Annotated in this window: 21 protein-coding genes; 16 read left to right on the forward strand and 5 right to left on the reverse strand. The window is 70.8% G+C overall.

What is annotated here, in order from left to right; translation table 11 throughout:
* The first annotated feature begins 11 nt into the window (after positions 1–11).
* The 4 genes from EV279_RS11015 (at position 12) to EV279_RS11030 (ending at position 4,114) form a co-directional block, all read left to right on the forward strand.
* Positions 12–374, forward strand: a complete 363-nt coding sequence (locus EV279_RS11015; RefSeq protein WP_133543443.1) for a YraN family protein — start codon at positions 12–14, stop codon at positions 372–374.
* Positions 371–1,900 carry a YifB family Mg chelatase-like AAA ATPase gene (locus tag EV279_RS11020; protein WP_133543445.1) on the forward strand — a complete coding sequence of 510 codons (1,530 nt, stop codon included), beginning with the start codon at positions 371–373 and terminating at the stop codon, positions 1,898–1,900. The genes EV279_RS11015 and EV279_RS11020 overlap by 4 nt, the downstream gene beginning before the upstream one ends.
* On the forward strand, positions 1,897–3,087 hold the full coding sequence (dprA, locus tag EV279_RS11025) for a DNA-processing protein DprA (RefSeq protein ID WP_133543447.1): 1,191 nt from the start codon (positions 1,897–1,899) through the stop codon (positions 3,085–3,087). The genes EV279_RS11020 and dprA overlap by 4 nt, the downstream gene beginning before the upstream one ends.
* Positions 3,088–3,208: 121 nt before the next feature.
* Positions 3,209–4,114, forward strand: a complete 906-nt coding sequence (locus EV279_RS11030; RefSeq protein WP_133543449.1) for a tyrosine recombinase XerC — start codon at positions 3,209–3,211, stop codon at positions 4,112–4,114.
* A 20-nt stretch (positions 4,115–4,134) separates the two neighbouring features.
* Here the strand turns inward: EV279_RS11030 and EV279_RS11035 are convergent, their stop codons facing one another.
* The gene (locus tag EV279_RS11035) at positions 4,135–4,665 is read right to left on the reverse strand and encodes a M23 family metallopeptidase (RefSeq protein WP_243728536.1); all 531 of its coding nucleotides are present in this window, start codon (positions 4,663–4,665) and stop codon (positions 4,135–4,137) included.
* Between the two features lie 351 nt (positions 4,666–5,016).
* Between EV279_RS11035 and rpsB the strand changes: the two genes are divergently transcribed.
* The 9 genes from rpsB to EV279_RS11080 all read left to right on the forward strand — a co-directional run bounded on the left by rpsB (position 5,017) and on the right by EV279_RS11080 (position 11,904).
* Positions 5,017–6,024: a 30S ribosomal protein S2 gene (gene rpsB / locus EV279_RS11040; RefSeq protein ID WP_133543451.1), complete on the forward strand. Its 1,008-nt coding sequence runs from the start codon at positions 5,017–5,019 to the stop codon at positions 6,022–6,024.
* 95 nt (positions 6,025–6,119) lie between these two features.
* Complete coding sequence (gene tsf, locus EV279_RS11045) at positions 6,120–6,947, forward strand: translation elongation factor Ts (RefSeq protein WP_133543453.1); 828 nt, start codon at positions 6,120–6,122, stop codon at positions 6,945–6,947.
* 125 nt (positions 6,948–7,072) lie between these two features.
* Positions 7,073–7,792 carry a UMP kinase gene (gene pyrH / locus EV279_RS11050; protein WP_133543455.1) on the forward strand — a complete coding sequence of 240 codons (720 nt, stop codon included), beginning with the start codon at positions 7,073–7,075 and terminating at the stop codon, positions 7,790–7,792.
* A 51-nt stretch (positions 7,793–7,843) separates the two neighbouring features.
* Complete coding sequence (gene frr, locus EV279_RS11055; protein WP_133543457.1) at positions 7,844–8,398, forward strand: ribosome recycling factor; 555 nt, start codon at positions 7,844–7,846, stop codon at positions 8,396–8,398.
* An 8-nt stretch (positions 8,399–8,406) separates the two neighbouring features.
* Positions 8,407–9,465, forward strand: coding sequence for a phosphatidate cytidylyltransferase (locus tag EV279_RS11060; protein ID WP_133543459.1), 1,059 nt, complete (start codon positions 8,407–8,409; stop codon positions 9,463–9,465).
* A complete protein-coding gene (locus EV279_RS11065) occupies positions 9,465–10,052 on the forward strand; it encodes a DivIVA domain-containing protein (protein ID WP_133544876.1) in 588 nt (195 codons plus the stop codon). Before EV279_RS11060 ends, EV279_RS11065 begins: the two co-directional genes overlap by 1 nt.
* Before the next feature lie 161 nt (positions 10,053–10,213).
* Positions 10,214–10,891: a lytic transglycosylase domain-containing protein gene (locus tag EV279_RS11070; RefSeq protein WP_243728617.1), complete on the forward strand. Its 678-nt coding sequence runs from the start codon at positions 10,214–10,216 to the stop codon at positions 10,889–10,891.
* 4 nt (positions 10,892–10,895) lie between these two features.
* A complete protein-coding gene (locus EV279_RS11075; RefSeq protein ID WP_133543461.1) occupies positions 10,896–11,180 on the forward strand; it encodes a hypothetical protein in 285 nt (94 codons plus the stop codon).
* Position 11,181: 1 nt separating this feature from the next.
* Entirely contained in the window at positions 11,182–11,904 is a 723-nt protein-coding gene (locus tag EV279_RS11080; RefSeq protein ID WP_133543462.1) for an alpha/beta fold hydrolase, read from the forward strand.
* Between the two features lie 15 nt (positions 11,905–11,919).
* On the opposite strand, the gene EV279_RS11085 is transcribed toward EV279_RS11080, so the two are convergent.
* Positions 11,920–12,975 (reverse strand): AI-2E family transporter, encoded by a 1,056-nt coding sequence (locus EV279_RS11085; protein WP_133543464.1) that lies wholly within the window; start codon positions 12,973–12,975, stop codon positions 11,920–11,922.
* Positions 12,976–13,142: 167 nt separating this feature from the next.
* Between EV279_RS11085 and EV279_RS11090 the strand changes: the two genes are divergently transcribed.
* Both EV279_RS11090 and EV279_RS11095 read left to right on the forward strand, forming a co-directional pair.
* On the forward strand, positions 13,143–15,092 hold the full coding sequence (locus EV279_RS11090) for a glycosyl transferase (RefSeq protein WP_133543466.1): 1,950 nt from the start codon (positions 13,143–13,145) through the stop codon (positions 15,090–15,092).
* Positions 15,089–16,030, forward strand: a complete 942-nt coding sequence (locus EV279_RS11095) for a tetratricopeptide repeat protein (RefSeq protein ID WP_133543468.1) — start codon at positions 15,089–15,091, stop codon at positions 16,028–16,030. The genes EV279_RS11090 and EV279_RS11095 overlap by 4 nt, the downstream gene beginning before the upstream one ends.
* Positions 16,031–16,096: 66 nt before the next feature.
* On the opposite strand, the gene glgB is transcribed toward EV279_RS11095, so the two are convergent.
* From glgB to glgX, 3 genes are all read right to left on the reverse strand, one after another.
* On the reverse strand, positions 16,097–18,277 hold the full coding sequence (gene glgB / locus EV279_RS11100; protein ID WP_133543471.1) for a 1,4-alpha-glucan branching protein GlgB: 2,181 nt from the start codon (positions 18,275–18,277) through the stop codon (positions 16,097–16,099).
* Positions 18,274–20,358, reverse strand: coding sequence for an alpha-1,4-glucan--maltose-1-phosphate maltosyltransferase (locus EV279_RS11105; RefSeq protein ID WP_133543473.1), 2,085 nt, complete (start codon positions 20,356–20,358; stop codon positions 18,274–18,276). The genes glgB and EV279_RS11105 overlap by 4 nt, the downstream gene beginning before the upstream one ends.
* Before the next feature lie 65 nt (positions 20,359–20,423).
* Complete coding sequence (gene glgX / locus EV279_RS11110; protein ID WP_133543475.1) at positions 20,424–22,508, reverse strand: glycogen debranching protein GlgX; 2,085 nt, start codon at positions 22,506–22,508, stop codon at positions 20,424–20,426.
* A 59-nt stretch (positions 22,509–22,567) separates the two neighbouring features.
* Here glgX and EV279_RS11115 point away from each other — a divergent pair, with 59 nt between their 5' ends.
* Positions 22,568–23,740: a cysteine desulfurase family protein gene (locus EV279_RS11115; protein ID WP_133543477.1), complete on the forward strand. Its 1,173-nt coding sequence runs from the start codon at positions 22,568–22,570 to the stop codon at positions 23,738–23,740.
* Positions 23,741–23,773 lie beyond the last annotated feature (33 nt).

Genomic DNA, 23,773 nt, shown 5'->3' on the forward strand with positions numbered 1-23,773 from the left:
AGTATGCCGGAATGGCACAGAAGGACATCCTCGGGCGAGCGGGCGAGGATCGCGCGGCACGCCACTTGGAGGCGCTCGGCTACGAGGTGCTCTCGCGGAACTGGCGCGCGCCGGGGGGAGAGCTGGATCTCGTGGTCGCCTCCGCCGCGGAGATCGTCGTGGTCGAGGTGAAGACGCGGCGCAGCGAGGCCTTCGGGCATCCGTTCGAGGCGGTCGACGGGGTCAAGAAGGCGCGGCTGTGGCGGCTCGCGATGGCCTGGATCGCGGCGCACCGCGATCTCGTGCAGGGCCGCCGCCTCCGCATCGACGCCGTCGGGCTGATCGGGCCCGACCCCGCGACCGCCGCGCTCGAGCACCTCCGGGGCGTCGTATGAGCGTCGGGCGCACCTGGTCGGTCGCGCTGTCGGGCCTGGAGGGCGCCCTCGTCGAGGTCGAGGCCGACCTGTCGAACCAGACCCCGGGGTTCCAGATCATCGGCCTTCCCGACAAGGCGCTCGGCGAGGCGGCTCGGCGCGTGTTCAACGCGTGCGCGAACGCGGGCCTGCAGCTCCCGCGACGGCACCTGACGGTGAATCTGTCGCCCGCGAGCCTGCCGAAGAGCGGCTCGGGCTTCGACGTTGCGATCGCCATCGCGTCCCTCGCGACCGAGACGGCGATGGACGCCGCATCGATCGCTGCGACGGCGCATCTGGGCGAACTCGGGCTCGACGGCCGGCTCCGGCCCGTCCCCGGGGTCCTCCCTGCCGTGGCGGCGGCCGCGCAGGCCGGCATCCGCCGGGTCGTCGTCCCCTGGGCCAATCGGGAGGAGGCACAGCTCGTCGAGGGCGTGACGGTGCTCGGTGCGATCGATCTCGCCGAGGTCGCCCGGTGGCATGGCGCCGTGGCCGAGGATCTCGGGCATGAGCCGGTCGCCGGTGGCGCGAGTGCGCCGGAGGACCCGCCCGAGCTCGATCTGAGCGAGGTCATCGGACAGCGCGAGGCCGTCGACGCGCTCGTCGTCGCCGCGGCGGGCGGGCACCACCTCCTCATGTGCGGGCCGCCGGGTGCCGGGAAGACGATGCTGGCACGGCGGCTTCCCGGCATCCTTCCCGCCCTCGACGATCGCGCCGCCCTCTCGGTCGCGTCGATCCGGTCGCTCTCCGGCGAGACCGTCACCGCCCTGTCGCGCGTGCCGCCCTTCGAGGCGCCGCACCATTCGGCCAGCATGGCCGCCCTCGTCGGCGGCGGGTCACGGCACGTGCGGCCGGGTGCCATCGCGCGCGCCAGTGAGGGCGTGCTGTTCCTCGACGAGGCGGGGGAGTTCATGGGATCGGCGCTCGACGCCCTCCGCCAGCCGCTGGAGGGCGGTTCGATCGTCATCCACCGAGCAGGGGCGACCGCGGCGTTCCCGGCGCGGTTCCAGCTCGTGCTCGCGACGAATCCGTGCCCGTGCGGCAACTACGGCGTGGTCGGGGGCGCCTGCATCTGCCCCGCCATGGCGATCCGCCGCTACCTCGGCCGCCTCTCCGGACCGCTCCTCGATCGCATCGACATCGAGCTGTCGCTGGCGCGGGTGTCGGTTGCGCACCGGCACGCGTCGGCACCGCCGACACTGACGACCGCGGTCGCGCGCGACCGCGTCGGCGAGGCGCGCGCTCGCGCGGCACGTCGCCTCGCCGGGACGCCGTGGCGCGTGAACGCGCACGTCGCCGGCGCGTGGCTGCGGGAAGGGCCGCACGCGCCTCCGCCGGTCGTGCGACGGCCGCTCGACGCGGCGCTGCACCGCGGCGCCCTGACACTCCGCGGCTACGACCGGGTCCTCCGGGTGGCGTGGTCGATCGCCGACCTGGCCGGACGCGCGTCGCCCGGCGTCGAAGACGTCGGGCGCGCCCTCTACCTCAAGAAGGGGATCACTCCATGACGGCATCCGACCTGGTCCGCACGGCCGCTCGCCGTGCCCTCGCCCCCGTCCGGTCGTATCCCGACGCCGACGACCCGGACTTGGCTGCGCGCGTCGTCTGGAGTCACCTCGTCGAGCCCGGCGACGCGGTCGCGGGCCGGCTGCTCGCCGAGCTGTCGCCGGCCGAGGCCCTCGACGCCGTCACGGGGAGAGAGCTCCTGCCCGCCGCGGCCGTCACGGCGAAGGAGCTGGCCGACGGCCGGAAGAGATGGATGCCGCGCCTCTCGGCCGAGGCGGTCGCGGCGTCACTGGACGTCGCCGCCCGGGCGGGCGTGCACCTGATCGTCCCCGGCGACCCCGAATGGCCCGCGCAGGTCGGCGATCTCGGAGCTCACGCGCCGATCGCGCTGTGGGTGCGGGGCGATCCGCGTTCGCTCGCGGGTCTGCAGCCGTCCGTCGCCATCGTCGGAGCTCGAGCCGCCACAGCGTACGGCGACCACGTCGCGATGGAGCTGGCAGCCGACCTCGCGGGTTCCGGCATCCCGATCGTGTCGGGAGCCGCGTACGGCATCGACGGCTCCGCGCATCGGGCTGCGCTCGCGTCCGGCGGCGTCACCGTAGCGCTGCTCGCCGGCGGCGTCGATCGTCCGTACCCGTCCGGCCACGCCCAGCTCATCGAGCGGATCACCGAGGCCGGGGCGGTCGTGAGCGAGGTCCCGTGCGGGTCCTCGCCCACGAAGTGGCGTTTCCTCCAGCGGAACCGCCTGATCGCCGCTGTGTCCGGCGTCACCGTCGTCGTCGAGGCGGGATGGCGGAGCGGCTCGCTCAACACCGCCGCCCATGCGCTCCAGCTCGGCAGAGTCGTCGCTGCCGTGCCCGGCCCGATCACGAGTGCCGCGTCGGCCGGAGCCCACCGCCTCCTCCGCGACGGCGCGGTGTGCGTGACGAGCGCCGACGACGTGAGGGAGCTGCTGGGCCGCGACACGGCCGCCGGCGGCAGCACGCCGAGCGCCGACGACAGGCCGCCGACCGACGACCGGTCGCGGGTCCGCGATGCGCTGAGCACCCGCGCCTGGCGGGACGCCGATGAGCTCGCGCGACGCAGCGGGATGTCGGCGGGCGACGTGGAGGGGCTCCTCGGCCTCCTGCTCCTCGGGGGCGAGGTCCAAAGCGGCTACCTCGGCTGGCGACGCGTGCTGCCCGGGTGATCGGACGGCCGGGAGCGCCCCGCCGGCCGTCCGATCACCCGCACCGCATCGTCCGGGGCGACGGCCGGCGAGACCGGAGCGGCGTGGCGCGCAGGAGAGGAGGGCGAGGCATGCTGTCACCATGCGGATCACCGAGGCGACGGATGCCTTCGCCCGGCATCTGACGGATGTCAGACGCCTCTCGCCGGCCACGGTGCGCGCGTATCGCTCTGACCTCGCCGATCTCGCCGACTCCGTCGGGGATGCGCCGCTCGACGAGATCGATCTCGAGCATCTGCGTGAGTGGCTGTGGCGGGCGACGAAGCGCGGCGATGCGCGCTCGACCCTCGCGCGTCGCACAGCAGCGGCGCGAGGCTTCTTCACGTGGGCGTCGGAGTCCGGACTGATCGCCGCCGACCCCAGCCTGCGCCTGGTGGCGCCCAAGCGAGGCACGACGCTCCCGCGCGTCGCGACCGCCGACGCGCTCGGCGCCGTGCTGGACTCCCTGCAGCAGACGGCCGCGGAGGGGGATCCGGTGGCGCTCCGCGACCACGCCCTCCTCGAGACCCTCTACGGCGCCGGGATCCGTGTCGCAGAGCTGTGCGGCCTCGATCTCGACGACCTCGATCACGCCCGACGGACCGCACGGGTCACGGGCAAGGGGTCGAAGGAACGGGTCGTGCCGTTCGGCGCACCCGCCGCCGTTGCCCTGGACGCCTACCTCGTGCGCGGACGTCCGGCACTGCTCGCACGAGGAGACGATCCGACGGGCGAGCGCGCGCTCTTCCTCGGCGCGCGCGGCCGGCGCCTCGGACCCCGCGCGGCGTACGACGTCGTGTCGCGAACCCTCGGACCCGTGGTTGGTTCAGCGGTGGGTCCGCACGCGCTCCGCCACTCCGCTGCGACGCATCTGCTCGACGGTGGGGCGGACCTGCGAACGGTTCAGGAGATCCTCGGCCACGCGAGCCTCGGCACGACCCAGATCTACACGCACGTCTCGAGCGAGCGCCTCGCCGCGACCTACCGGCTCGCGCACCCGCGCGCGTGAGGGCCGCGTCCGGATCCTCGTCAGCTGCAGCAGGGGAGGAGCACCGCGCGCGGGACGCCGCCGAGCAGAAGCAGGGGGTTGATGTACTCGCCGTTCCGGCGCACACCGAAGTGGAGGGTTCCCGGCGCCGCGTGACCGCCGGCTCCCACCTCCCCGATCGGCTCGCCGTGGTGGACGGCGGCACCCGGCTCCAGGCGCGAGGAGACCGGCTCGAGTGTCGTCACGAGCCCGTCGCCGTGATCGATCGTGACGAGAGACCGGTCTGCGACCACGCCGGAGAAGGCCACGACGCCGTCTGCCGGCGCCACGACGAGCGTGTCATCCATGGGCCGCAGGTCGATGCCGCGGTGGCCCGGGGCGTAGCGATGCGCCGGCTGGACGTACGGCTCGACGATCCGGAAGGGCGAGACCGGCCACGTCCAGTCCACACCGCTCGGGCTCTGGCCGCGGGCGGAAGCTCCGGGCGCGGCGGCGATCGCGGCGCAGGCGACCGCCGCACACGCGACCGCGACGGTGGCCATCAGGCGGGCGGGGAGTGGAAGGCGCGACATCCGCCGATCCTGTCCGCCTGCGCGGGGGAGGACGCCGGTCAGCGAGGATCCGTGGATGCCGCGGCCCGCCGGCCGGCTGGGGAGGACGGCCGTCGACGGCATCCGGGCGAGGGGCGTCGCCTGGTACACTGGGACGGCACCCCGCTCGACGGGGTGACTCCGCGTGCCCAGAGCGCTGCGACCTTCGACCGGTCATCGATCCGGACGGAGCGAGCGGTGCGGCATCCACTCCCACCGGTCCCGAAGCGAGAACGCTTCGGGCGGGCGTGTGCCGGGCACCAGGCTCGCCGGCCATCGGCTCGGCGCGAACAACCGCAAGCGGCGCATCAGCGCCAGAACAGGAGAACGGCCATGGCCGTCGTCACGATTCGCCAGCTGCTCGACAGCGGCGTGCACTTCGGGCACCAGACCCGCCGGTGGAACCCGAAGGTCAAGCGCTTCATCCTCACCGAGCGCAGCGGCATCCACATCATCGACCTTCAGCAGTCGCTGACGTACATCGACAAGGCGTACGAGTTCGTCAAGGAGACGGTCGCCCACGGCGGCACCATCCTCTTCGTCGGCACCAAGAAGCAGGCCCAGGAGATCGTCGCCGAGCAGGCGACGCGCGTCGGCCAGCCCTACGTCAACCAGCGCTGGCTCGGTGGCCTCCTCACGAACTTCCAGACGGTGTCCAAGCGCCTCGCGCGCATGAAGGAGCTCGAGGAGCTCAACTTCGACGACCCGGCTGCGAGCGGCTTCACCAAGAAGGAGCTCCTCATCAAGCGCCGCGAGCTGGACAAGCTCCACAAGTCGCTCGGGGGCATCCGCAACCTGCAGAAGACGCCGTCGGCGATCTGGGTCATCGACGCCAAGCGCGAGCACCTCGCCGTCGACGAGGCTTCGAAGCTCGGCATCCCCGTGATCGGCATCCTCGACACCAACGCCGACCCGGACGAGTTCCAGTACCCGATCCCCGGCAACGACGACGCGATCCGCTCCGTGAGCCTGCTCACGCGCATCATCGCCGACGCCGCGGCCGAGGGTCTCATCCAGCGCCACAACCCGACGGACGAGGCCGCCGAGGCCGAGCCGCTCGCCGACTGGGAGCGCGAGCTCCTCGAGCAGGGCTCTGAGGCCGCCGTCGCGGGCGCGGCCGACGTGTCGATCGCCGCCACCGAGACCGCCGCGGACGCCGCCGGCGCCGCTGCGCACGACGAGGCCGTGGCCGCCGCGGCCGGCGCGTCGGCCGACGAGGTCGCCGCCGCCGAGGCCGAGACCGTCGCGGTCGACGCCGAGGCCGTCGCGGACGCCGTCGAGGCCGAGGTCGCCGACACCGACCTGACCGAGGCCGCCGAGGCTTCGGACGCCGTCAAGTAACGGTTCCCCTCCACCAGCTACGCTTCGGCGGGGCCGCAGAGCGGCCCCGCCGAGGCATCCCACGAGAACTTCCCACAAGCAAGGAGCCGCCACCCATGGCAAACTTCACGATCGCCGACATCAAGGCCCTGCGCGAGCAGCTGGGCACCGGCATGGTCGACACCAAGAAGGCCCTCGAGGAGGCCGACGGCGACCTCGAGAAGGCCGTCGAGATCCTGCGCCTGAAGGGCGCGAAGGGCAACGCCAAGCGCGCGGACCGCTCGACGAGCGAGGGCCTGATCGCCGCGAAGCAGCAGGGCGACAAGGTCACGATCCTCGAGCTCAACACCGAGACGGACTTCGTCGCGAAGAACGAGCGCTTCATCGCCCTCGCCGACAAGGTCCTGGACGCCGCGGCCGCCGCCGGTGCGGACTCGGCCGAGGCGGCTCTCGCCGCCCCGGCCGGCGACAAGACCGTGGCCGAGCTCATCTCGGACGAGGCCGCGATCATCGGCGAGAAGGTCGAGCTCCGTCGCGTGCGCACGCTCTCGGGCGACAAGTTCGAGATCTACCTGCACAAGACCAGCAAGGACCTCCCGCCGCAGGTCGGCGTCGTCCTGGCGTACACGGGCGATGACGCCGAGACGGCGCGCAGCCTTGCTCAGCACATCTCGTTCGCCAACCCCTCCTACCTCAGCCGCGACGATGTCCCGGCCGACGAGGTCGAGAAGGAGCGCCAGATCGTCACCGAGATCTCGCGCAACGAGGGCAAGCCCGAGGCCGCCCTCCCGAAGATCGTCGAGGGTCGCGTCAACGCCTTCTTCAAGCAGGTGTCGCTGCTCGACCAGGACTACGCCAAGGACAACAAGCTGTCCGTCGCGCAGGTCGCGAAGGACGCCGGTCTCACCCTCACCGACTTCGCTCGCTTCAAGGTCGGCGCGTAACCCCGTCGAAAGGCCCGCATCGGATCCGATGCGGGCCTTTCTCATGCTCGGCGCCGGGTGCCCGCCCGTCGTCACCGAACCTGCACAGTTTCGATAGTCTGCAATTCGCGACGAGAGGATCCCACGTGATCGATGAAGCGACCGGACGCCGCCGCGTCCTCCTGAAGCTCTCCGGTGAGGCGTTCGGCGCGGGACAGCTCGGCGTGAACCCCGACGTCGTCGGTCAGATGGCCCGCGAGATCGCCGCGGCCGTCGACCGCGTCGAGATCGCCGTCGTCGTCGGCGGCGGCAACTTCTTCCGCGGCGCCGAACTCAGCCAGCGGGGAATGGACCGCGGCCGCGCCGACTACATGGGCATGCTGGGCACCGTCATGAACGCCCTCGCCCTGCAGGACTTCCTCGAGCAGGCCGGCGCAGCCACGCGCGTGCAGTCGGCGATCTCGATGACGCAGGTCGCCGAGCCCTACATCCCCCGCCGCGCCGAGCGGCACATGGAGAAGGGCCGCGTCGTCATCTTCGGCGCGGGGGCGGGCCTGCCGTACTTCTCGACCGACACCGTTGCGGCGCAGCGCGCTCTCGAGACGAAGTGCGATGAGATCCTCGTGGCCAAGAACGGGGTGGACGGCGTGTACACGGCCGATCCGCGGACGGATGCCTCGGCCACCCGCATCGACGAACTCACCTACTCCGATGCCCTTCTGCGGGGACTCAAGGTCGTCGACTCGACGGCCTTCAGTCTGTGCATGGACAACGGGATCGACATGCGCGTGTTCGGAATGGAGCCGGCGGGAAACGTCACGAAGGCGCTGCTCGGCGAATCCATCGGCACGCTCGTCACGGTCTGAGCGGGTGCGCCCGACTAGACTGGTGCTCTTGAGTCCACGAGGGGAGTCACTGTGATCGCCGACGTTCTGTCCGATGCCGCGACGCGCATGGATCGCGCTGTGGAGGCTGCGAAGGACGACTTCGCCAGCGTCCGGACGGGTCGTGCGAACCCGCAGCTCTTCCAGAAGATCCTGGTCGACTACTACGGGACGCCGACCCCGCTCGCCCAGCTCGCCTCGCTCAACAACCCCGAGGCGCGGACTCTTGTGGTCACGCCCTACGACAAGTCGGCGCTGAAGGCCATCGAGCAGGCGATCCGCGACACCCCCAACCTCGGGGCCAACCCCTCGAACGACGGCAACCTCATCCGCGTGACGCTGCCGGAGCTCACCGAGGAGCGTCGGCGGGAGTTCGTCAAGCTCGTCCGGTCGAAGGGCGAAGACGCGAAGGTGCACGTGCGCGGCATCCGTCGCAAGTCCAAGGACGACCTGGACGACCTCAAGAGCGAGTTCGGTGAGGACGAGCTGGCCCGCGCCGAGAAGGAGCTCGACGCGATCACGCGTTCGCACGTCGACGCCATCGACGAGGCGCTCAAGCGCAAAGAGGCAGAACTCCTCGAGGTCTGAGGAAGCTCATGTCCGACGCAGCCGGTGAGCCGCCGGGGCCGTCGCCCGCCGAGCCCCCACGCCCGCGCAGCAGGCGTGACGCGGCGCGTGCGCGGCGCGAGCAGGAGCCTACGCCGTCCCTGGACTCCGCCGCGGCGTTCCAGCATCAGTTCCGGGTCGCGCGTGACGGTCTGGAGAGCCAGGTCGCCCATGCGCGTGCGGAGTTCGAAGAGGCCAACGAGCGCATCAAGCAGCGCACCGGGCGCGACCTCATCCTCGCCATCCTCATCGGGCTGGCGATCGGGGCGGTCCTCATCGCGTCGCTCATCTTCGTGAAGTGGCTGTTCCTGATCTTCGCCCTCGCCGCCACCGTGCTCGGCATGTTCGAGTTCGGACGCGCACTCAATGCGGCCGGGCGCCGGATGGACGTCTGGCCGCAGATCTGCGCGGGCGTGGTCCTGGTGCTGGCCGGGTACTTCCTGGATCCGTGGCTGCACTGGGTCACGACGTTCGTCGCCGTCGCCTTCGTCATCGTGTGGCGTCTCCTCGCCCAGATGACATCCCGCGACGGGCGCACCTACGGCGCCGTCGTCGCCGATGTGCTGGTGGCCGGTTTCTCCCAGCTCTACGTCGCGTTCCTGGCGAGTCTGTGCGTGGTGCTCCTGCGCCAGGACGGCGGGGAGTGGTGGGTGCTGGCCTTCATCATCATCGCCGTCGCGTCCGACACGGGTGCGTACGGCACGGGGCTCGCGTTCGGCCGTCATCCGATGGCCCCGCGCATCAGTCCGAAGAAGACGTGGGAGGGCTTCGCCGGCGCCGCCCTGGCGGCGCTCGTGGCGGGACTTCTCGTGGGCATCTTCATGCTCCACATCCCGTGGTGGTCGGGCCTCGTCCTGGGCGCCGTGATCCTCCTCACGGCGACGGCGGGCGACCTCGCGGAGTCGATGATCAAGCGCGACCTCGGCATCAAGGACATGAGCTCGTGGCTCCCCGGCCACGGCGGCGTCCTCGATCGACTGGACTCCATCCTCCTCTCCATCGTCGCGGCCCTCGCCCTCTACTACCTCTTCACCCCATTGGCCACGTGATGACGACCTCCTCGCCGACCGAATCACCCGACACCCCCGTCGCCGCCTTCCCCGAGACGACGGGACGCACCAAGGGCTACGAGAAGCGCGCCGTCGACGCCTTCCTCCGCCGTGCGAAGGCCGCGTTCGACAACCCAGACGATCCGCAGACGGCGCTGACGTCCGCCGACGTGCGCTCCGTCGCCTTCCCGCTCGTCCGGCGCGGCTACGCGATCGCATCCGTAGACGCGGCGCTGGGTCGCATCGAAGACGCCTTCGCCGTCCGGGAGCGCCAGGCCGTCGTCACCAGGGCGGGTGCGCGCGAGTGGGTGGGGCGCACCAAGCAGACGGCTCAGATCGTGCTCGACCGCCTCTCGCGTCCCCGCGGCCGCCGCTTCGACCGGGTGAGCGTCATGCGCTACGGGTACCGGATCGACGAGGTCGATCTCGTGGCGGACAAGATCGCGCGGTACCTCGAGACGGGCGAGCCGGTGACGGTCGAGCAGGTGCGCGGAGTGGCCTTCCGCATGCAGCGCGGAGGCTATCGGGAGACGCAGGTGGATGCCGTCCTCGACGCCGTGGTCGAGGTCATGCTGGCCGTCGCCTGACCCCCTCGAGGCGCGGTCGTCGCACCGTCGTCCGTCACGCGGTGCAGCGAGGCGCCCGCGGATGGCAGGCGTCCGGGCGAGTGGCTAGACTCGGTGGCACTGTGACTTCCGGCAACGAGATGACTCCCGTGGCGTCCAGACGGACGCGCCGGCAGGAGGCGGTGAGCGCCGGTCGGGGGATCGCGCGCACCGCCGTCCGCACCGCGTCGCCGGCACTGCGCTGGTCCCGCCGGCGCGGCGTGCTGGGAGTCTTCGCGGCTCTCGCGGCGGTGGGGTTCGTGGCGGCATACGTCGGCCCGACCGGGTCTGCGCTCGTCGCCGCCAACGCCGACGAGGCCGCGCCGGTGACCCTCTACGCGAGCGGGCTCGGCGACATCCAGACCCTCGAGCTCGCCGACGCCGACGGGGCTCGGGAACCTGCGGCGTTCGAGCGCGGCGGGTACTCCGTCTACGTCACGCCCAAGCCCACGCCGACTCCCACCGCAAGGGCGGCGAGGTCCGGCTCCGGCTGGACACCGCCGTTCGTGTCGCCCGACCCCGGATCGGCCCAGGCCATCGCGTACGACATGGTGCGCGCGCGCGGCTGGGGTGACGAACAGTTCTCGTGCCTCGTCGCGCTGTGGAACAAGGAATCGGGCTGGCGCGTCAACGCCTACAACCGGTCGAGCGGGGCGTACGGCATCCCCCAGGCGCTGCCGGGCAGCAAGATGGGCTCGGCGGGCGCCGACTGGGAGACCAATGCCGCGACGCAGATCACGTGGGGTCTCGGCTACATCGGCGGCCGCTACGGTACGCCCTGCGGTGCGTGGGGGCACTCGCAGAGCACCGGCTGGTACTGATCCCATGCCGCGGTCGAACCGCCGCCGGCGCGAGCCGGAAGGCGACGGCTCGTTCGAGCGGCTGATGGCAGGATGGAAGCGCAGCGAGATCCGTCGAGGTGTCGAGTGGACCGTCCAGCCGGTCAGCGGCGCGCAGGCCGTCAAGGCGTACATCTGCCCCGGATGCCGACGGTCGATCGACGCCGGCGTGGCGCACGTCGTCGCGTGGCGGGCCGACGGGGTCCTCGGCGATCAGGCCGATCTCGCCGCACGCAGACACTGGCACACGCACTGTTGGAGGATCGGCTGAGGTGGAGATCCGCGGCCCGCTCTTGCTCCCCGCTCGCCGCGAGGACATCGAACTCGAGACGCTCGACGGGCTGACGCTCGTCGGCGAGCTGGCCCGGCCCGTCGACGGCGAGCCCGTCGCGACGCTCGTGACGCTGCATCCGCTTCCCACCGCGGGCGGGTTCATGGACTCCCACATCCTGCGGAAGGCCGCCGCGCGCCTGCCCGCCCTCGCAGACCTCGCGGTGCTGCGCTTCAACACGCGTGGCACGGCGTCCCCGAGGGGCACGAGCGAGGGAGCGTTCGACGGCGGCCGCGCGGAGGCCTTCGATCTGGCCGCAGCCATGGATTTCGTGCGGGAGCGGAACCTGCCGCGCCCGTGGCTGCTCGGCTGGTCCTTCGGAACCGAGCTCGCTCTCAAGTACGGCCGCGACCACGCGGTCGAAGGAGTGATCCTGCTCTCGCCGCCGCTTCATCGGGCGACCCCCGACGAGGTCGCCGCGTGGGCCGACGACCCGCGCCGCGTCGTCGCGCTCATCCCCGAGTTCGACGACTACCTGCGGCCGGACGAAGCGCTGGACCGCTTCGCGACCGTGCCGCACGCGGTGCTCATCCCGGTCGAGGGCGGCAAGCACCTGTGGGTCGGCGAGACGCAGACGCGCCGCGTGCTGACCGAGATCGTCGCCGCCGTCAACCCCGATGCGCTGCCGCTCCCGGAGGAGTGGGACGGACCGGAAGGCGAGTAGGCTCCCGCAGCGCTGTCACCTCTCGTTCTGACGCGGGATCACGACCTGGCGGTAGATGATGAGGATGCTCGCCGCGACCGGGATCGCCACGAGGGCGCCGAGCAGCCCGAGCAGCACGCCGCCGGCGAGGGCGGCGATCACGACGACCGCTCCGGGCACCGACACGGCGCGGTTCATGATGCGGGGCGAGATGACATACGCCTCGATCTGCATGTAGACGAGATAGTAGATCGCCGCGATCAGGGCCGTCGTCGGCGACCCCAGCCCCAGGGTGATGAGCACGATGATCGTCGATCCGGTCAGGGTTCCCACGAGCGGGATGATCGAGAAGAAGAACGCGATGACGGCGAGGACAGCCGGGAACGGCGCCTGGATGATGGTGAGGAAGATGGCGCTCAGGACGCCGTTGATCACGCCGAGGCTCAGCTGCCCGATGACGTAATACCCCACGGAGTCGGTGATCTGCTCGGAGAGGTCGATGAACCGGGGGCGCTTGGACGCCGGGACGAGCTGGTACACCGACTTCTTGAGCGCCGGCGTGGAAGCGGTGAAGTAGATGGTCAGGATCAGCACGATGAAGGCACCGGCGAGGCCGGCGAGGATCGAGGTGCCCACCGTGATCACTCCCTGGCCGATGGAGCCGCCGATGTTCGCGACGTTGTCCTGCAGCCACGTGGTCACGTAGTCGAAGACTTCGGCGACGTCCAGCTGGGGGAGTCGGCTCTGCAGCCACTCCTTCATGTCGTCGACGAAGGTGCCGCCGCGGATGATCTCCGAGATCGCGGTGACGAGCTGGCCGACCTGACTGAAGATGATCGGAAGCACCATGAGGATGATGCCGGCGAACACCGCCAGCACTCCGAGGATCGTGATGAGCACGGCTGCCCACCGCGGCAGCTTCCGCCTCTCGAGCCACGCCACCACGGGGTCGAGCCCGAGCGAGAGGAAGAGCGCCGTTCCGACGTAGAGGAGGATCGTGGACAGCGTCTGGATGCTCGTGATGAGCAGGAGACCCAGCCCGACCCCGAGCGTTGCCACGAAGGCAACGCGGAACGGATTGTGCAGCTTCACAGGGCCTCCTGATCGAGGACGGATCTCGTCTGGCAAGACTACGAGAGACCGGCATCCATGCCGCGCAGCGACCCTCCCTGGGGTCTTTCAGGTGGTCTTCGCTAGTCTGAAATGTCGAATGTGCGGCCCGCATGCGTTCCGGCGGGCCCTGGGAAGGTGTTTGTTTCGTGCGTTTCGTGTGGGCCGTCGCGGCATTCGTGCTCGCGGCCGTGATGATCGGGGCGGGAATCGCTCAGCGTACGGTCTTCCAGGGACCGAAGACGCAGACGACCGCCATCTCGGTCGAAGAGGACGCTCCGTACACCCTCATCGACGGCGCCGTCCTCAATGCCGCCCCCGGCTCGCAGACGCTGCGGGCCACGGGCGAGGGCACCATCTTCGTCGCATACGGCCGCACCGCCGACATGAAGGCGTGGCTCTCCGACACGACGTACAACGCGGTCACGCTCGACGGCGAGGGGGCCCCGGAAGCCGAGCTGGTGGAGCCGGCCGTCGAGGACGAGAGCACCGGGACGGATGCCACGACCCCCGACGCGACGACGAATCCGCCCGACCCCGCCGCGGGCGAGGCCGCTGCCCCCGACGCGGCAGCTCCCGACGCCGCCGCTCCGGATGCGGCGACCGGCCAGGCCGCGACCCCGGAGGCGGCCGCCGGTGAGGCTGCGGAGACGGTAGCGACCCCCGCGCGGACGCCCGTGGGGTCCGATCTCTGGCTCGACGAGTTCCAGCAGGACGACCTCCTCGTCGCCCCGCTCCAGCTTCCCGACACGATGAGCGTCCTCGTCGCGTCCGACGGCAGCGCGCCCGCCCCGGGCGAGCTCTCTGTCTCGTGGCCGATCCAGAACTCGACCCCATGGGCCGGACCGCTCATCGTGGGCGGTAGCATCCTCATGGCTCTCGGCATCCTGCTCTACATCCTCGGCATCCGGCACGTCCGCCGCTCGCGCGGCCCGCGCCGCAAGGGTCTCCCGCTGCCTGTCACCGAGCCGATCGATCTGGCGGTGGACGGCGCGGACAAGGGCGTCATCAGCTCCGGTGCGCCGACCCGCCGCGCCCTCGCGGGCGGCAAGCGGGCGTTCGTGTTCGTCCCCGCCGTCGCCGTGTCCGCGCTGCTGTTCACCGGCTGCTCCGCCGATGCGTGGCCCGACCTCGCCGGCACGCCGACTCCGACTCCCACGGAGTCGGTCGTCGTGCCGGAGGGTCAGCAGGCCCCCGCGGTCACGGAGTCCCAGGCCGAGCGCATCCTGTCCCGCATCGCGGCGACGGTCGCCGAGGCCGACTCGAGCCTGGACGCGGCGCTCGCGGCGACGCGGCTGGACGGCGCCATGCTGGCGGAGCGCTCGACGAACTACCGCCTGCGCGGCGCGATCGCCGACTACCGGGCGCCTGCGGCGATTCCCACGAAACCCGTCTTCCCGCTCCTTCCCCAGGCGAAGGACGACTGGCCGCGCACCGTCATGGCCGTCGTCGCCGACGAGGACAACAAGACCGCGAACATCATGATGATGACGCAGCAGGACGCGTGGTCGGACTACAAGCTCAGCTACATGTCCAGCCTCGGGGCGGCCACCAAGCTGCCCGATCTCGCGCCGCCGTACATCGGCGCGACCGGCGTCGCGCCCGACTCGCCGTTCCTCATCATGCCGCCCAACGAGGTCGCGGCAGCCTACGCCGACATCCTGAACAAGGGCGCGGACAGCGAGTTCTACGGCATGTTCGACGAGACCGGCGACGAGTTCCGCGCGGGCGTCGCGGCTGATCGTCAGAAGCGACTCGACGAGTTCAACGCGACCGGCGCGCAGACCGGAAGCCTCACGTTCGCATCCACCGCCGGCGCCGATGCCCCGCTGTCGCTCGCTACGCTGGAGAGCGGCGCGATCGTCGCCGTGAGCCTCAACGAGACCGACACCGTCAAGCCCACCAATGCCGACGCGGTCATCAAGGTCGGCGACAACCCGACCGTGAAGACCCTCGCCGGGGTGGACCAGTCCGCCACGGGCTTCACGACGACTTTCAGCGATCAGCTCTTCTTCTATGTGCCGAGTCAGGGCTCGACCGAGAAGATCCAGCTGCTCGGCTACGCCTCCGACATCCTCGACGCGAAGGTGATCAAGTGACCGATCCGGCTCCCGGCGCCGTTCTGCGCGGCGCAGTGGACCTGTCCGCTCTCCGCAACCGGCCCGCCGCACCGACGGCGGCCGCCGACGCGGCCCAGCCACCGGCGGGCGCGGTCTCGTCTCTCGTCGTCGACGTGACCGACGAGACGTTCGGGGAAGTCCTCGAACTGTCGCGGACAGTGCCCGTCGTCGTCGACCTGTGGGCGGAGTGGTGCGGGCCGTGCAAGCAGCTCAGCCCCATCCTCGAGCGGGTGGTGAAGGAGCTCGACGGCCGCCTCGTGCTCGCGAAGGTCGACGTCGACGCCAACCCTCAGCTGTCGCAGGCGTTCCGCGCGCAGTCCATTCCGATGGTGGTCGCGCTCGTCGGCGGCCAGCCCGTGCCGCTGTTCACCGGCGCCGTCCCGGAGCAGCAGGTGCGCGATGTGTTCGCCCAGCTGCTTCAGCTCGCCGCGCAGAACGGCGTGAGCGGCCGGCTCGAGGTCGCCGGCGGGGACGAGTCGCCCGAGGAGTCCGCCGAACCGCCCCTTCCTCCGCTGCACGCAGAGGCCTTCGAGGCGATCGAGGAGGGCGACTACGCCCGCGCCGTGGCGGCGTACGAGAAGGCGCTCGCGGAGAATCCGCGGGATGCCGAGGCCCGCGCCGGTCTCGGACAGGTGCGACTCCTGGATCGCGTCAGCGGCGCCGACCTCCAGGCTGCCCGCGCCGCGGCCGCGGCCGCGCCCGCCGACGTCGACGCGCAGTTCCTCGTCGCCGATCTCGATGTCTCGGGCGGCCACGTCGACGACGCGTTCGACCGCCTGCTGGACCTCTTCGCGGCGCTGCCGGCCGACGAGCGCGCCCCCGTGCGCGAGCGTCTGCTCGAGCTCTTCGGCGTTGTCGGAGACGCCGATCCCCGCGTGCTGCGCGCGCGCGGACGGCTCGCCTCGCTCCTGTTCTAAAGACTTCACGCGAAGGGGGACGGATGCCGCGGCATCCGTCCCCCTTCGCGTCCCGGTGCGGAGCGCTCAGCCCGACGTCGGCGACGGGATGTGCGCCTCGGGGTCGTGGCGGAGGTAGAGCACGCCGAGGGGCGGCAGGATCATCGTCGCGCGCTTCTCGGCGTTGGCGTTGACGACGCCCAGGTTGCCCACGCCGGATCCGCCGTACTCGGCGGCATCGGTGTTGAGCACTTCGTGCCAGACCCCCGTCTCGGGCATGTCGAGCTCGAAGTTGTAGACGGGGACGCCCGAGAAGTTGGCGATGACCGCCATGGTGTTGCCGTGCCAGTCGCGTCGCGAGAAGGCGATGACATTCGGGTTCCAGGTCGGTGCGCCCAGCCGCGAGAACGCCGCGCCGTCGCTGTCACGGGCCCACAGTGCCGAGTGGTCGCGGTAGACGCGGTTGAGCACCCCGACGAACGACTGCAGCTGAGCGTGCGAGGGCTGGTCGAGGAGCCACCAGTCCAGCGCACGGGACTCGGACCACTCCGACATCTGCCCGAACTCCTGGCCCATGAAGAGCAGCTGCTTGCCCGGGTGACCCCACATGTACGCCAGGAACGCGCGCATGTTCGCCAGCTTCTGCCAGTGGTCTCCCGGCATCCGTCCGAACAGGCTCCCCTTGCCGTGCACGACCTCGTCGTGGCTGATGGGAAGGATGTAGTTCTCGCTGAACGCGTAGACGAAGGAGAACGACATCTCGCCCTCATGGTGCGCACGGTACATCGGATCGCGCTTGATGTACTGGAGCGAGTCGTTCATCCAGCCCATGTTCCATTTGAACCCGAAGCCCAGACCGGCCCGGCTCGTGGGCGCGGTGACCCCCGGGAAGCTCGTGGACTCCTCGGCGATCATCGCGATGCCGGGGTAGCGCTTGTAGGCCGTCGCGTTGACCTCCTGAAGGAAGGAGATGGCCTCGAGGTTCTCCCGACCGCCGTGCACGTTGGGCACCCACTCGCCCTCCTCGCGCGAGTAGTCGAGATAGAGCATGGACGCCACGGCGTCGACGCGGAGGCCGTCGACGTGGAACTCCTCGAGCCAGTACAGCGCATTGGCGACGAGGAAGTTGCGGACCTCCCGCCGGCCGTAGTCGAAGATGTACGTCCCCCAGTCCTTGTGCTCGCCGCGGCGGGGGTCGGGGTGCTCGTACAGCGCCTCTCCGTCGAACCGGGCGAGCGCGAACGAGTCCTTCGGAAAGTGCCCCGGGACCCAGTCCATGATCACGCCGACACCGGCCTGGTGCAGTCGGTCGATGAGGTACTTGAGGTCGTCCGGGTGTCCGAAGCGGCTGGTGGGCGAGTAGTAGCCGGTGACCTGATAGCCCCACGAGCCGCCGAACGGGTGCTCCGCGAGCGGCATGAACTCGATGTGGGTGAAGCCCTGCCCGGTCACGTATTCGATGAGCTGGTCGGCGGCATCCCGATATCCGAGTCCCGGTCGCCAGGATCCGAAGTGCAGCTCGTAGATCGAGACCGGCTGCGAGACCTGCTGCGTCTTCGCGCGGTGCGACATCCAGTCGCCGTCGCCCCACGAGTATCCCGATTGGACGACGACGGATGCCGTGGCCGGAGGCACTTCCGAGAATCGCGCCATGGGGTCGGCCTTGTCGATCCAGTCGCCGCGGCGCGTGAGGATCTGGAACTTGTAGGCGGCGCCGGGTCCGAGCGCGGGGACGAATAGCTCCCAGACGCCGCTGGATCCCATCGAGCGCATCGAGTGGCCCTGACCGTCCCAGCTGTTGAAGTCGCCGACGACGCGCACCGCCCGTGCGTTGGGCGCCCACACGGCGAACGACGTACCCCAGGTGCCCTCGTGTTCGCGGACGTGTGCGCCGAGCACATTCCACAGCTGCTCGTGGCGGCCCTCGTGGATGAGATGGATGTCGAGCTCGCCGAGCACCGGCGCATGCCGGTAGGGATCGTCGGCGATGTAGTCGGGCGCACCGTCGTAGGTCGTCACCAGGTGGTACGGTCCCGGGTCGCCCGCCCTCACGCCCTCCCAGATGCCGCTGCGCACGTGCTCGAGCGGCACCTCCGTGCCGTCGGTGAAGACCGCGGCGACGCTGCGGGCGAGCGGCCGGCGGGCGCGCACCGTCCACTCCCGCGTGCCCTGGCCGTCGACGCCGGGATGGATGCCGAGCACCGAGTGCGGGTCGTGGTACGAGCCCGTCGCGACGGTGTCGAGGATCTGATCGTCGATCTGGGTCATCGCGTCTCCTTCACGTGCAGGATGTGGACGGGCTCATGGAAGGCGTCGAGGCGGACGAAGTCGTGATCGGACCACGTCCACTGTTCCCCGGTCAGCAGCTCCTCCACCTCGAACGGCTCACCGGGCGTCACGCCCCAGATCCGGGTGTCGAGGTGGACCATCGTCTGGCGCACCGAGTGCGGGTCGACGTTGGCCACGACGATGATGGTGTCGCTGCGGCCGGTGGGGGAGAGCGCCGCGTCCAGATGCTTGGAGTACACGAGGATGGCGTCGTCATCGCTCCAGTGCGCGCTGAAGTTGCGCAGCTGGCGGAGCGCGGGGTGCTCGCGCCGGATCTCGTTCAGGCGGCGCAGGAAGGGGGCGAGGGAGTTCCCGGATGCCTCCGAGCCCTCCCAGTCGCGGAGCTTGTACTCGTACTTCTCGTTGTCGATGTTCTCTTCGGATCCCGGTCGCGCGACGTTCTCGAACAGCTCGTAGCCCGCGTAGACGCCGTAGAGGGGCGCGGCGGTCGCCGCGATGGCGGCTCGGATCTTGTATCCCGGCCGGCCACCGTACTGCAGGAACTCGGTGAGGATGTCCGGCGTGTTGACGAAGAGGTTGGGACGCATGAAGTCAGCGGTCTCGGTCGAGACGGCGCCGAGGAACTCCTCGAGCTCCTCCTTCGTATTGCGCCACGTGAAGTACGAGTAGCTCTGCTGGAAACCCGCCATCGCCAGGCCCTGCATCGGAGCGGGGCGGGTGAAGGCCTCCGCGAGGAAGATGACGTCGGGATCATCCGCGTTCACGGTCGCGATCAGCCACTCCCAGAACTGGAGGGGCTTGGTGTGGGGGTTGTCGACGCGGAAGATCTTCACGCCTTGCGCGACCCAGTGCCGGACGACGCGGAGCACCTCCGCTTTGATGCCCTCGGGATCGTTGTCGAAGTTGACCGGATAGATGTCCTGGTACTTCTTCGGCGGATTCTCGGCGTACGCGATCGATCCGTCCGGGAGCGTCGTGAACCACTCCGGATGCTCCGCCACCCACGGGTGGTCCGGCGCCGCCTGCAGCGCGAGGTCGAGCGCGACCTCGATCCCCTCGGCGCGGGCGGCGCGCACGAACGCACGGAAATCGGCGAGCGAGCCGAGGTCCGGGTGCACGGTGTCGTGCCCGCCCTCCGCGGCGCCGATCGCCCACGGCGAGCCGGGGTCGCCGGGCTGCGCGTCGAGGGTGTTGTTGCGGCCCTTGCGGTTGAGGCGGCCGATGGGGTGGATGGGCGGCAGGTAGAGCACCTCGAAGCCCATCGCCGCGACGGCCGGGAGGCGCTTGACCGCCGTGCGGAACGTGCCGCTCTTGATCGTGCCGTCCTTCAGGAGCCGGGCGCCCTCGGACCGGGGGAAGAATTCGTACCAGGCGCCGACCCCCGCGCGCTCGCGCTCCACGAGCAGCTCGTGCGTCTGCCCCACCGTGACCAGCGACGCGAGGGGACGGGCCCGGAAGTACTCCGCGATCGCGGGATCCCGGACGACCGCGAGAGCGGCCTCGTCGTCGACGGCTGCGTCGCGCAGACGCGCCGCGGCTTCGCGCAGCGCCTTCCTCTCCGCGGGGGGACGCCCCTTCTCGGCGATCGCGCGCTCGAACAGCCGAGCACCCATCTCGCGCATGAGCTGACTGTCCACGCCCGCCGCGATCTTGAGGTCGGCGGCGTGCTCCCACGTGGCGAAATCGTCGGCGAAGCCCTCGAAGCGGAAGGTCCACACTCCCTGCTCGAGCGGCGCGACGAGGGTCGTCCAGCGGTCGAAGCCGTCGTTCAGAGGGCTCAGCCGGTGCAGCGACTCGTCGCCCGAGGGTGAGAACAGGCGCACGTGGACGCCGATCCGGTCGTGGCCCTCGCGGAAGGCCGTCGTGCGGAAGGGCACCACCTCGCCCACGAACGCCTTCGGCCGGAAGCGGCCGCCCGGCGTGGAGGGGAAGGGCAGTGCGAGGGGGATCCGACCGGTGAGGGTCGCGGCATCCTCCTGCCACGGGGAAGCGGGTCGGAGCGGGAGGGAGGATCCGCTCCGCCAGGGACGGGGCTGCGCGGCGCGCTTGGACGTGACCACGACTCGAACCTACCGCGACGCCCGCCGCGCGCGCATCGCGCCTTGACAGAACGGAAGCGGGCGTATTATCCGGCGCGGAAGAGGTGCATCGAGGTTCCCGTCATGTGCACCGTCTGCCCCGCGAGGAAGCGCTGCGCGTCCTCGGTCGGCCTCTCGTCGGCGCTCGACCAGAGCGAGACATAGCCGTCGACCCCGTCGATCGTGGGGAGCGTGACGTCGATCGGATGCTCCGTGCCGTGGACGATGAGCAGGATCCGGTTCGGGTCCTCCCGCTCGGGAGTGGATGCCGCGACGTACTGCAGCGTGCGGTGCGCCGGGTTCGTCCAGCGCTCGTTCGACATCGTCTCGCCGTGCTCGTCGTACCACTGCATGACCGAGGCCGACGGAGTGTGCTGGTCGACCCGGGCGAAGCGCGCCGGGCGCAGGGCGGGGTTGTCCTGACGGAGCCGGATCAGCCGCTGAACGTGCGCGAAGAGGTCGTCCTGCCAGGGGGCATGGGCCCAGGGGAGCCAGGTCAGGGCGGAGTCGTGGCAGTACGCGTTGTTGTTGCCGCGCTGGGTCCGGCCGAACTCGTCGCCTGCCGTGATCATGGGGATCCCCGCCGAGAGGAGGAGCGTGCCGAGGAGATTCCGCATCGCCTTGCGCCGCGTCGCGAGGATGCTCTCGTCGTCCGTGGCTCCTTCCGCACCGTGATTGAAGGATCGGTTCGTGTCGGCGCCGTCGCGATTCTGCTCACCGTTGCCCATGTTGTGCTTCACGTCGTACGAGACGAGGTCCCGCAACGTGAAGCCGTCGTGGGCGGTGACGAAGTTGATGCTCGCGAGGGGCCCGCGCTCGACGCTGAAGGTGTTCGACGAACCCGCGAGCCGCGTCGCGAACCCGCCGATGCCGACCGGGGGCGTCGATGCCCGGCGCGCATAGTCGATGTCGCTCAGCCAGAAGTTCCGGACGCGATCGCGGTAGCGGTCGTTCCACTCGTGCCAGCCCACGCCGAAGTTGCCCGTCTGCCAGCCGCCGATGCCGACATCCCACGGCTCGGCGATCTTCTTCACGCCCGCCAGCTGCGGGTCGTCGCGGATCGCGCGCAGGAGCGGATGGTCCGGGGTGAAGGCGTGCGCGGCGTCGCGGCCGAGCGTCGTAGCGAGATCGAAGCGGAACCCGTCGATCTGCACGTCGTTCGCCCAGTAGCGGAGGGAGTCGAGCACGAGTCGGGCCGCGGCATCCGTCGATGTGTCGACCGAATTGCCGCACCCCGTGACGTCGATGTACGCGCCGTCCTCGTGCTGCCGGTAGTACCGGCGGTTGTCGATCCCGCGCAGGCTCGTGCGGGGACCGCCGATCTCGGCCTCGGAGGTGTGGTTGTAGACGACGTCGAGCACGACCTCCAGACCCGCCTCGTGAAGGAGCTTCACCATGCCCTTGAACTCGCGCAGCACCGCCTCGGGTCCCTCGGTCCGGCTCGCCGCGGTCGCGTAGGGTGCGTGCGGCGCGAAGAAGTTGAGCGAGTTGTAGCCCCAGTAGTTCGTCAGGTGATGCTGGAGCAGGCGCGGCTCGGTGGCGAACGCGTGCACCGGGAGAAGCTCGATCGTCGTGACGCCCAGGGACAGGAAGTGCTCGATCATGGCGGGATGGGCGAGCCCCGCGTACGTTCCATGGAGCGCCGGCGGGACATGCGGATGCCGCTTCGACAGGCCCTTCACATGACCCTCGTAGATCACGGTGCGATCGAGCGGCACCGCGGGCTTGCTCACGCCGCCCCAGTCGAAGCCGCCGTCGACGACCACCGAGCGCCAGTCGCCGTAGCCGCCGGACACGAGCCCCTTGGCGTAGGGGTCGATCAGGAGACTGCGGGGGTTGAAGGTGTTGCCCGGTCCGGCCGGACCCTGGACGCGCAGTGCGTAGCGCGTCCCCGGTCGGAGCAGGGGAGTGGTGATCTCCCACACGCCGCCCCCCACCGGCTCGAGAGCTTCGCCATGCGTGATCCAGTCCAGGTCGGTGTCGTCGAAGACGACGAGCTCCACTCCGTCGGCGTGCTCGGACCATACGCGGAGCCGGCCGCCGCCGGGCACGCGAGTGACACCGAGCCCGTCGAGTTCTTCGCTGAGAAGCCCGGGCGAGGTGATGATCGCGAGGGAGTCCGTGGAGGACATGCGATCTAGAGTAATCACGCCACGCGCCGGGAGTGTTACCGCAGGACAAGGGGGACGCGATGACGGCTTATCTCGATCACGCCGCGACCAGCCCGTTGCGGCCCGAGGCACGCAGTGCCTGGCTGGATGCGACCGGGTTCCTCGGCAACGCCTCATCGATCCACGGATCCGGACAGACGGTGCGACGGATGCTCGAGGACGCCCGAGAGCGGCTCGCGACGACGCTCGGCTGCGACCCCGTCGAGGTGGTGCTGACCTCAGGCGGGACAGAGGCCGTCAACCTCGCGGTCAAGGGACTCTGGTGGGCGCGCCGCCGCGGAGCCCAGGCGATCGTGCTTCCGGACGGCGAGCATCACGCGACGCTCGATGCGGCGCAGTGGCTCGCCGAGCGCGAAGCAGCGACGCTCCGCCCGGTGGGCCTGGACGCGTCTGGCGCCATCCCCCTCGGCGTCTTCGCGTCATCTCTCGCCGGCGCGGCGCTTGCGACGGCGCTCGTGGCCAACAACGAGGTCGGCACCGTCAACGACGCAGCGGGACTCGCGGCTGCGTCGGCGCGGGGCGGGGTGCCGCTCCATCTCGACGCCGTGTCGGCGTTCGGTCACATCCCGGTCTCGTTCCGCGGATGGCGCGGGGATGCCGAGGGTGCGACCGGTCTCGTGGCCATGAGCGTCTCGGCGCACAAGGTGGGCGGCCCCGCGGGCGTGGGCGCCCTGGTCGTCTCGCGCCGAGCCGAACTGGCGCCGATGATCCACGGCGGGGGTCAGCAGCGGAATCTCCGCGCGGGGACGCAGGATGTTCCGGGCGCCGTCGCCTTCGCCGTCGCCGCCGAGCTCGCCGTCGCCGAGCGCGAGTCCGAGTCGGCCCGACTCTCGGCCCTGCGCGATCGGCTCGTGCGCGGCATCCTCGCATCGGTGCCGGGCGCGCAGCTCCTCGGCGACCCCGTGCGCCGACTGCCGGGGAACGCGCACGTCCTGTTCCCCGGCGCCAGCGGCGAGACGCTCCTCTTCCTCCTCGACCAGGCCGACGTGTCGGTCTCGACGGGGTCCGCGTGTCAGGCCGGCGTCCCGGAGCCGTCGCACGTCGTGACGGCGCTGGGGCGGACGGATGCCGAAGCCCGCCAGGTGCTGCGGCTGTCCCTCGGGCGCACCTCCACCGATGCCGATGTCGACGCCGTCCTCGGCGCCCTGCCGGCGGCCGTCGAGAGGGCACGGGCCGCCGCCCGGGCCCGCTGAGCCGGTCCGGCCGACGGACGCGCGCTCGTAGAC

The sequence above is a fragment of the Microbacterium sp. BK668 genome (assembly GCF_004362195.1).
Taxonomy (GTDB): domain Bacteria; phylum Actinomycetota; class Actinomycetes; order Actinomycetales; family Microbacteriaceae; genus Microbacterium.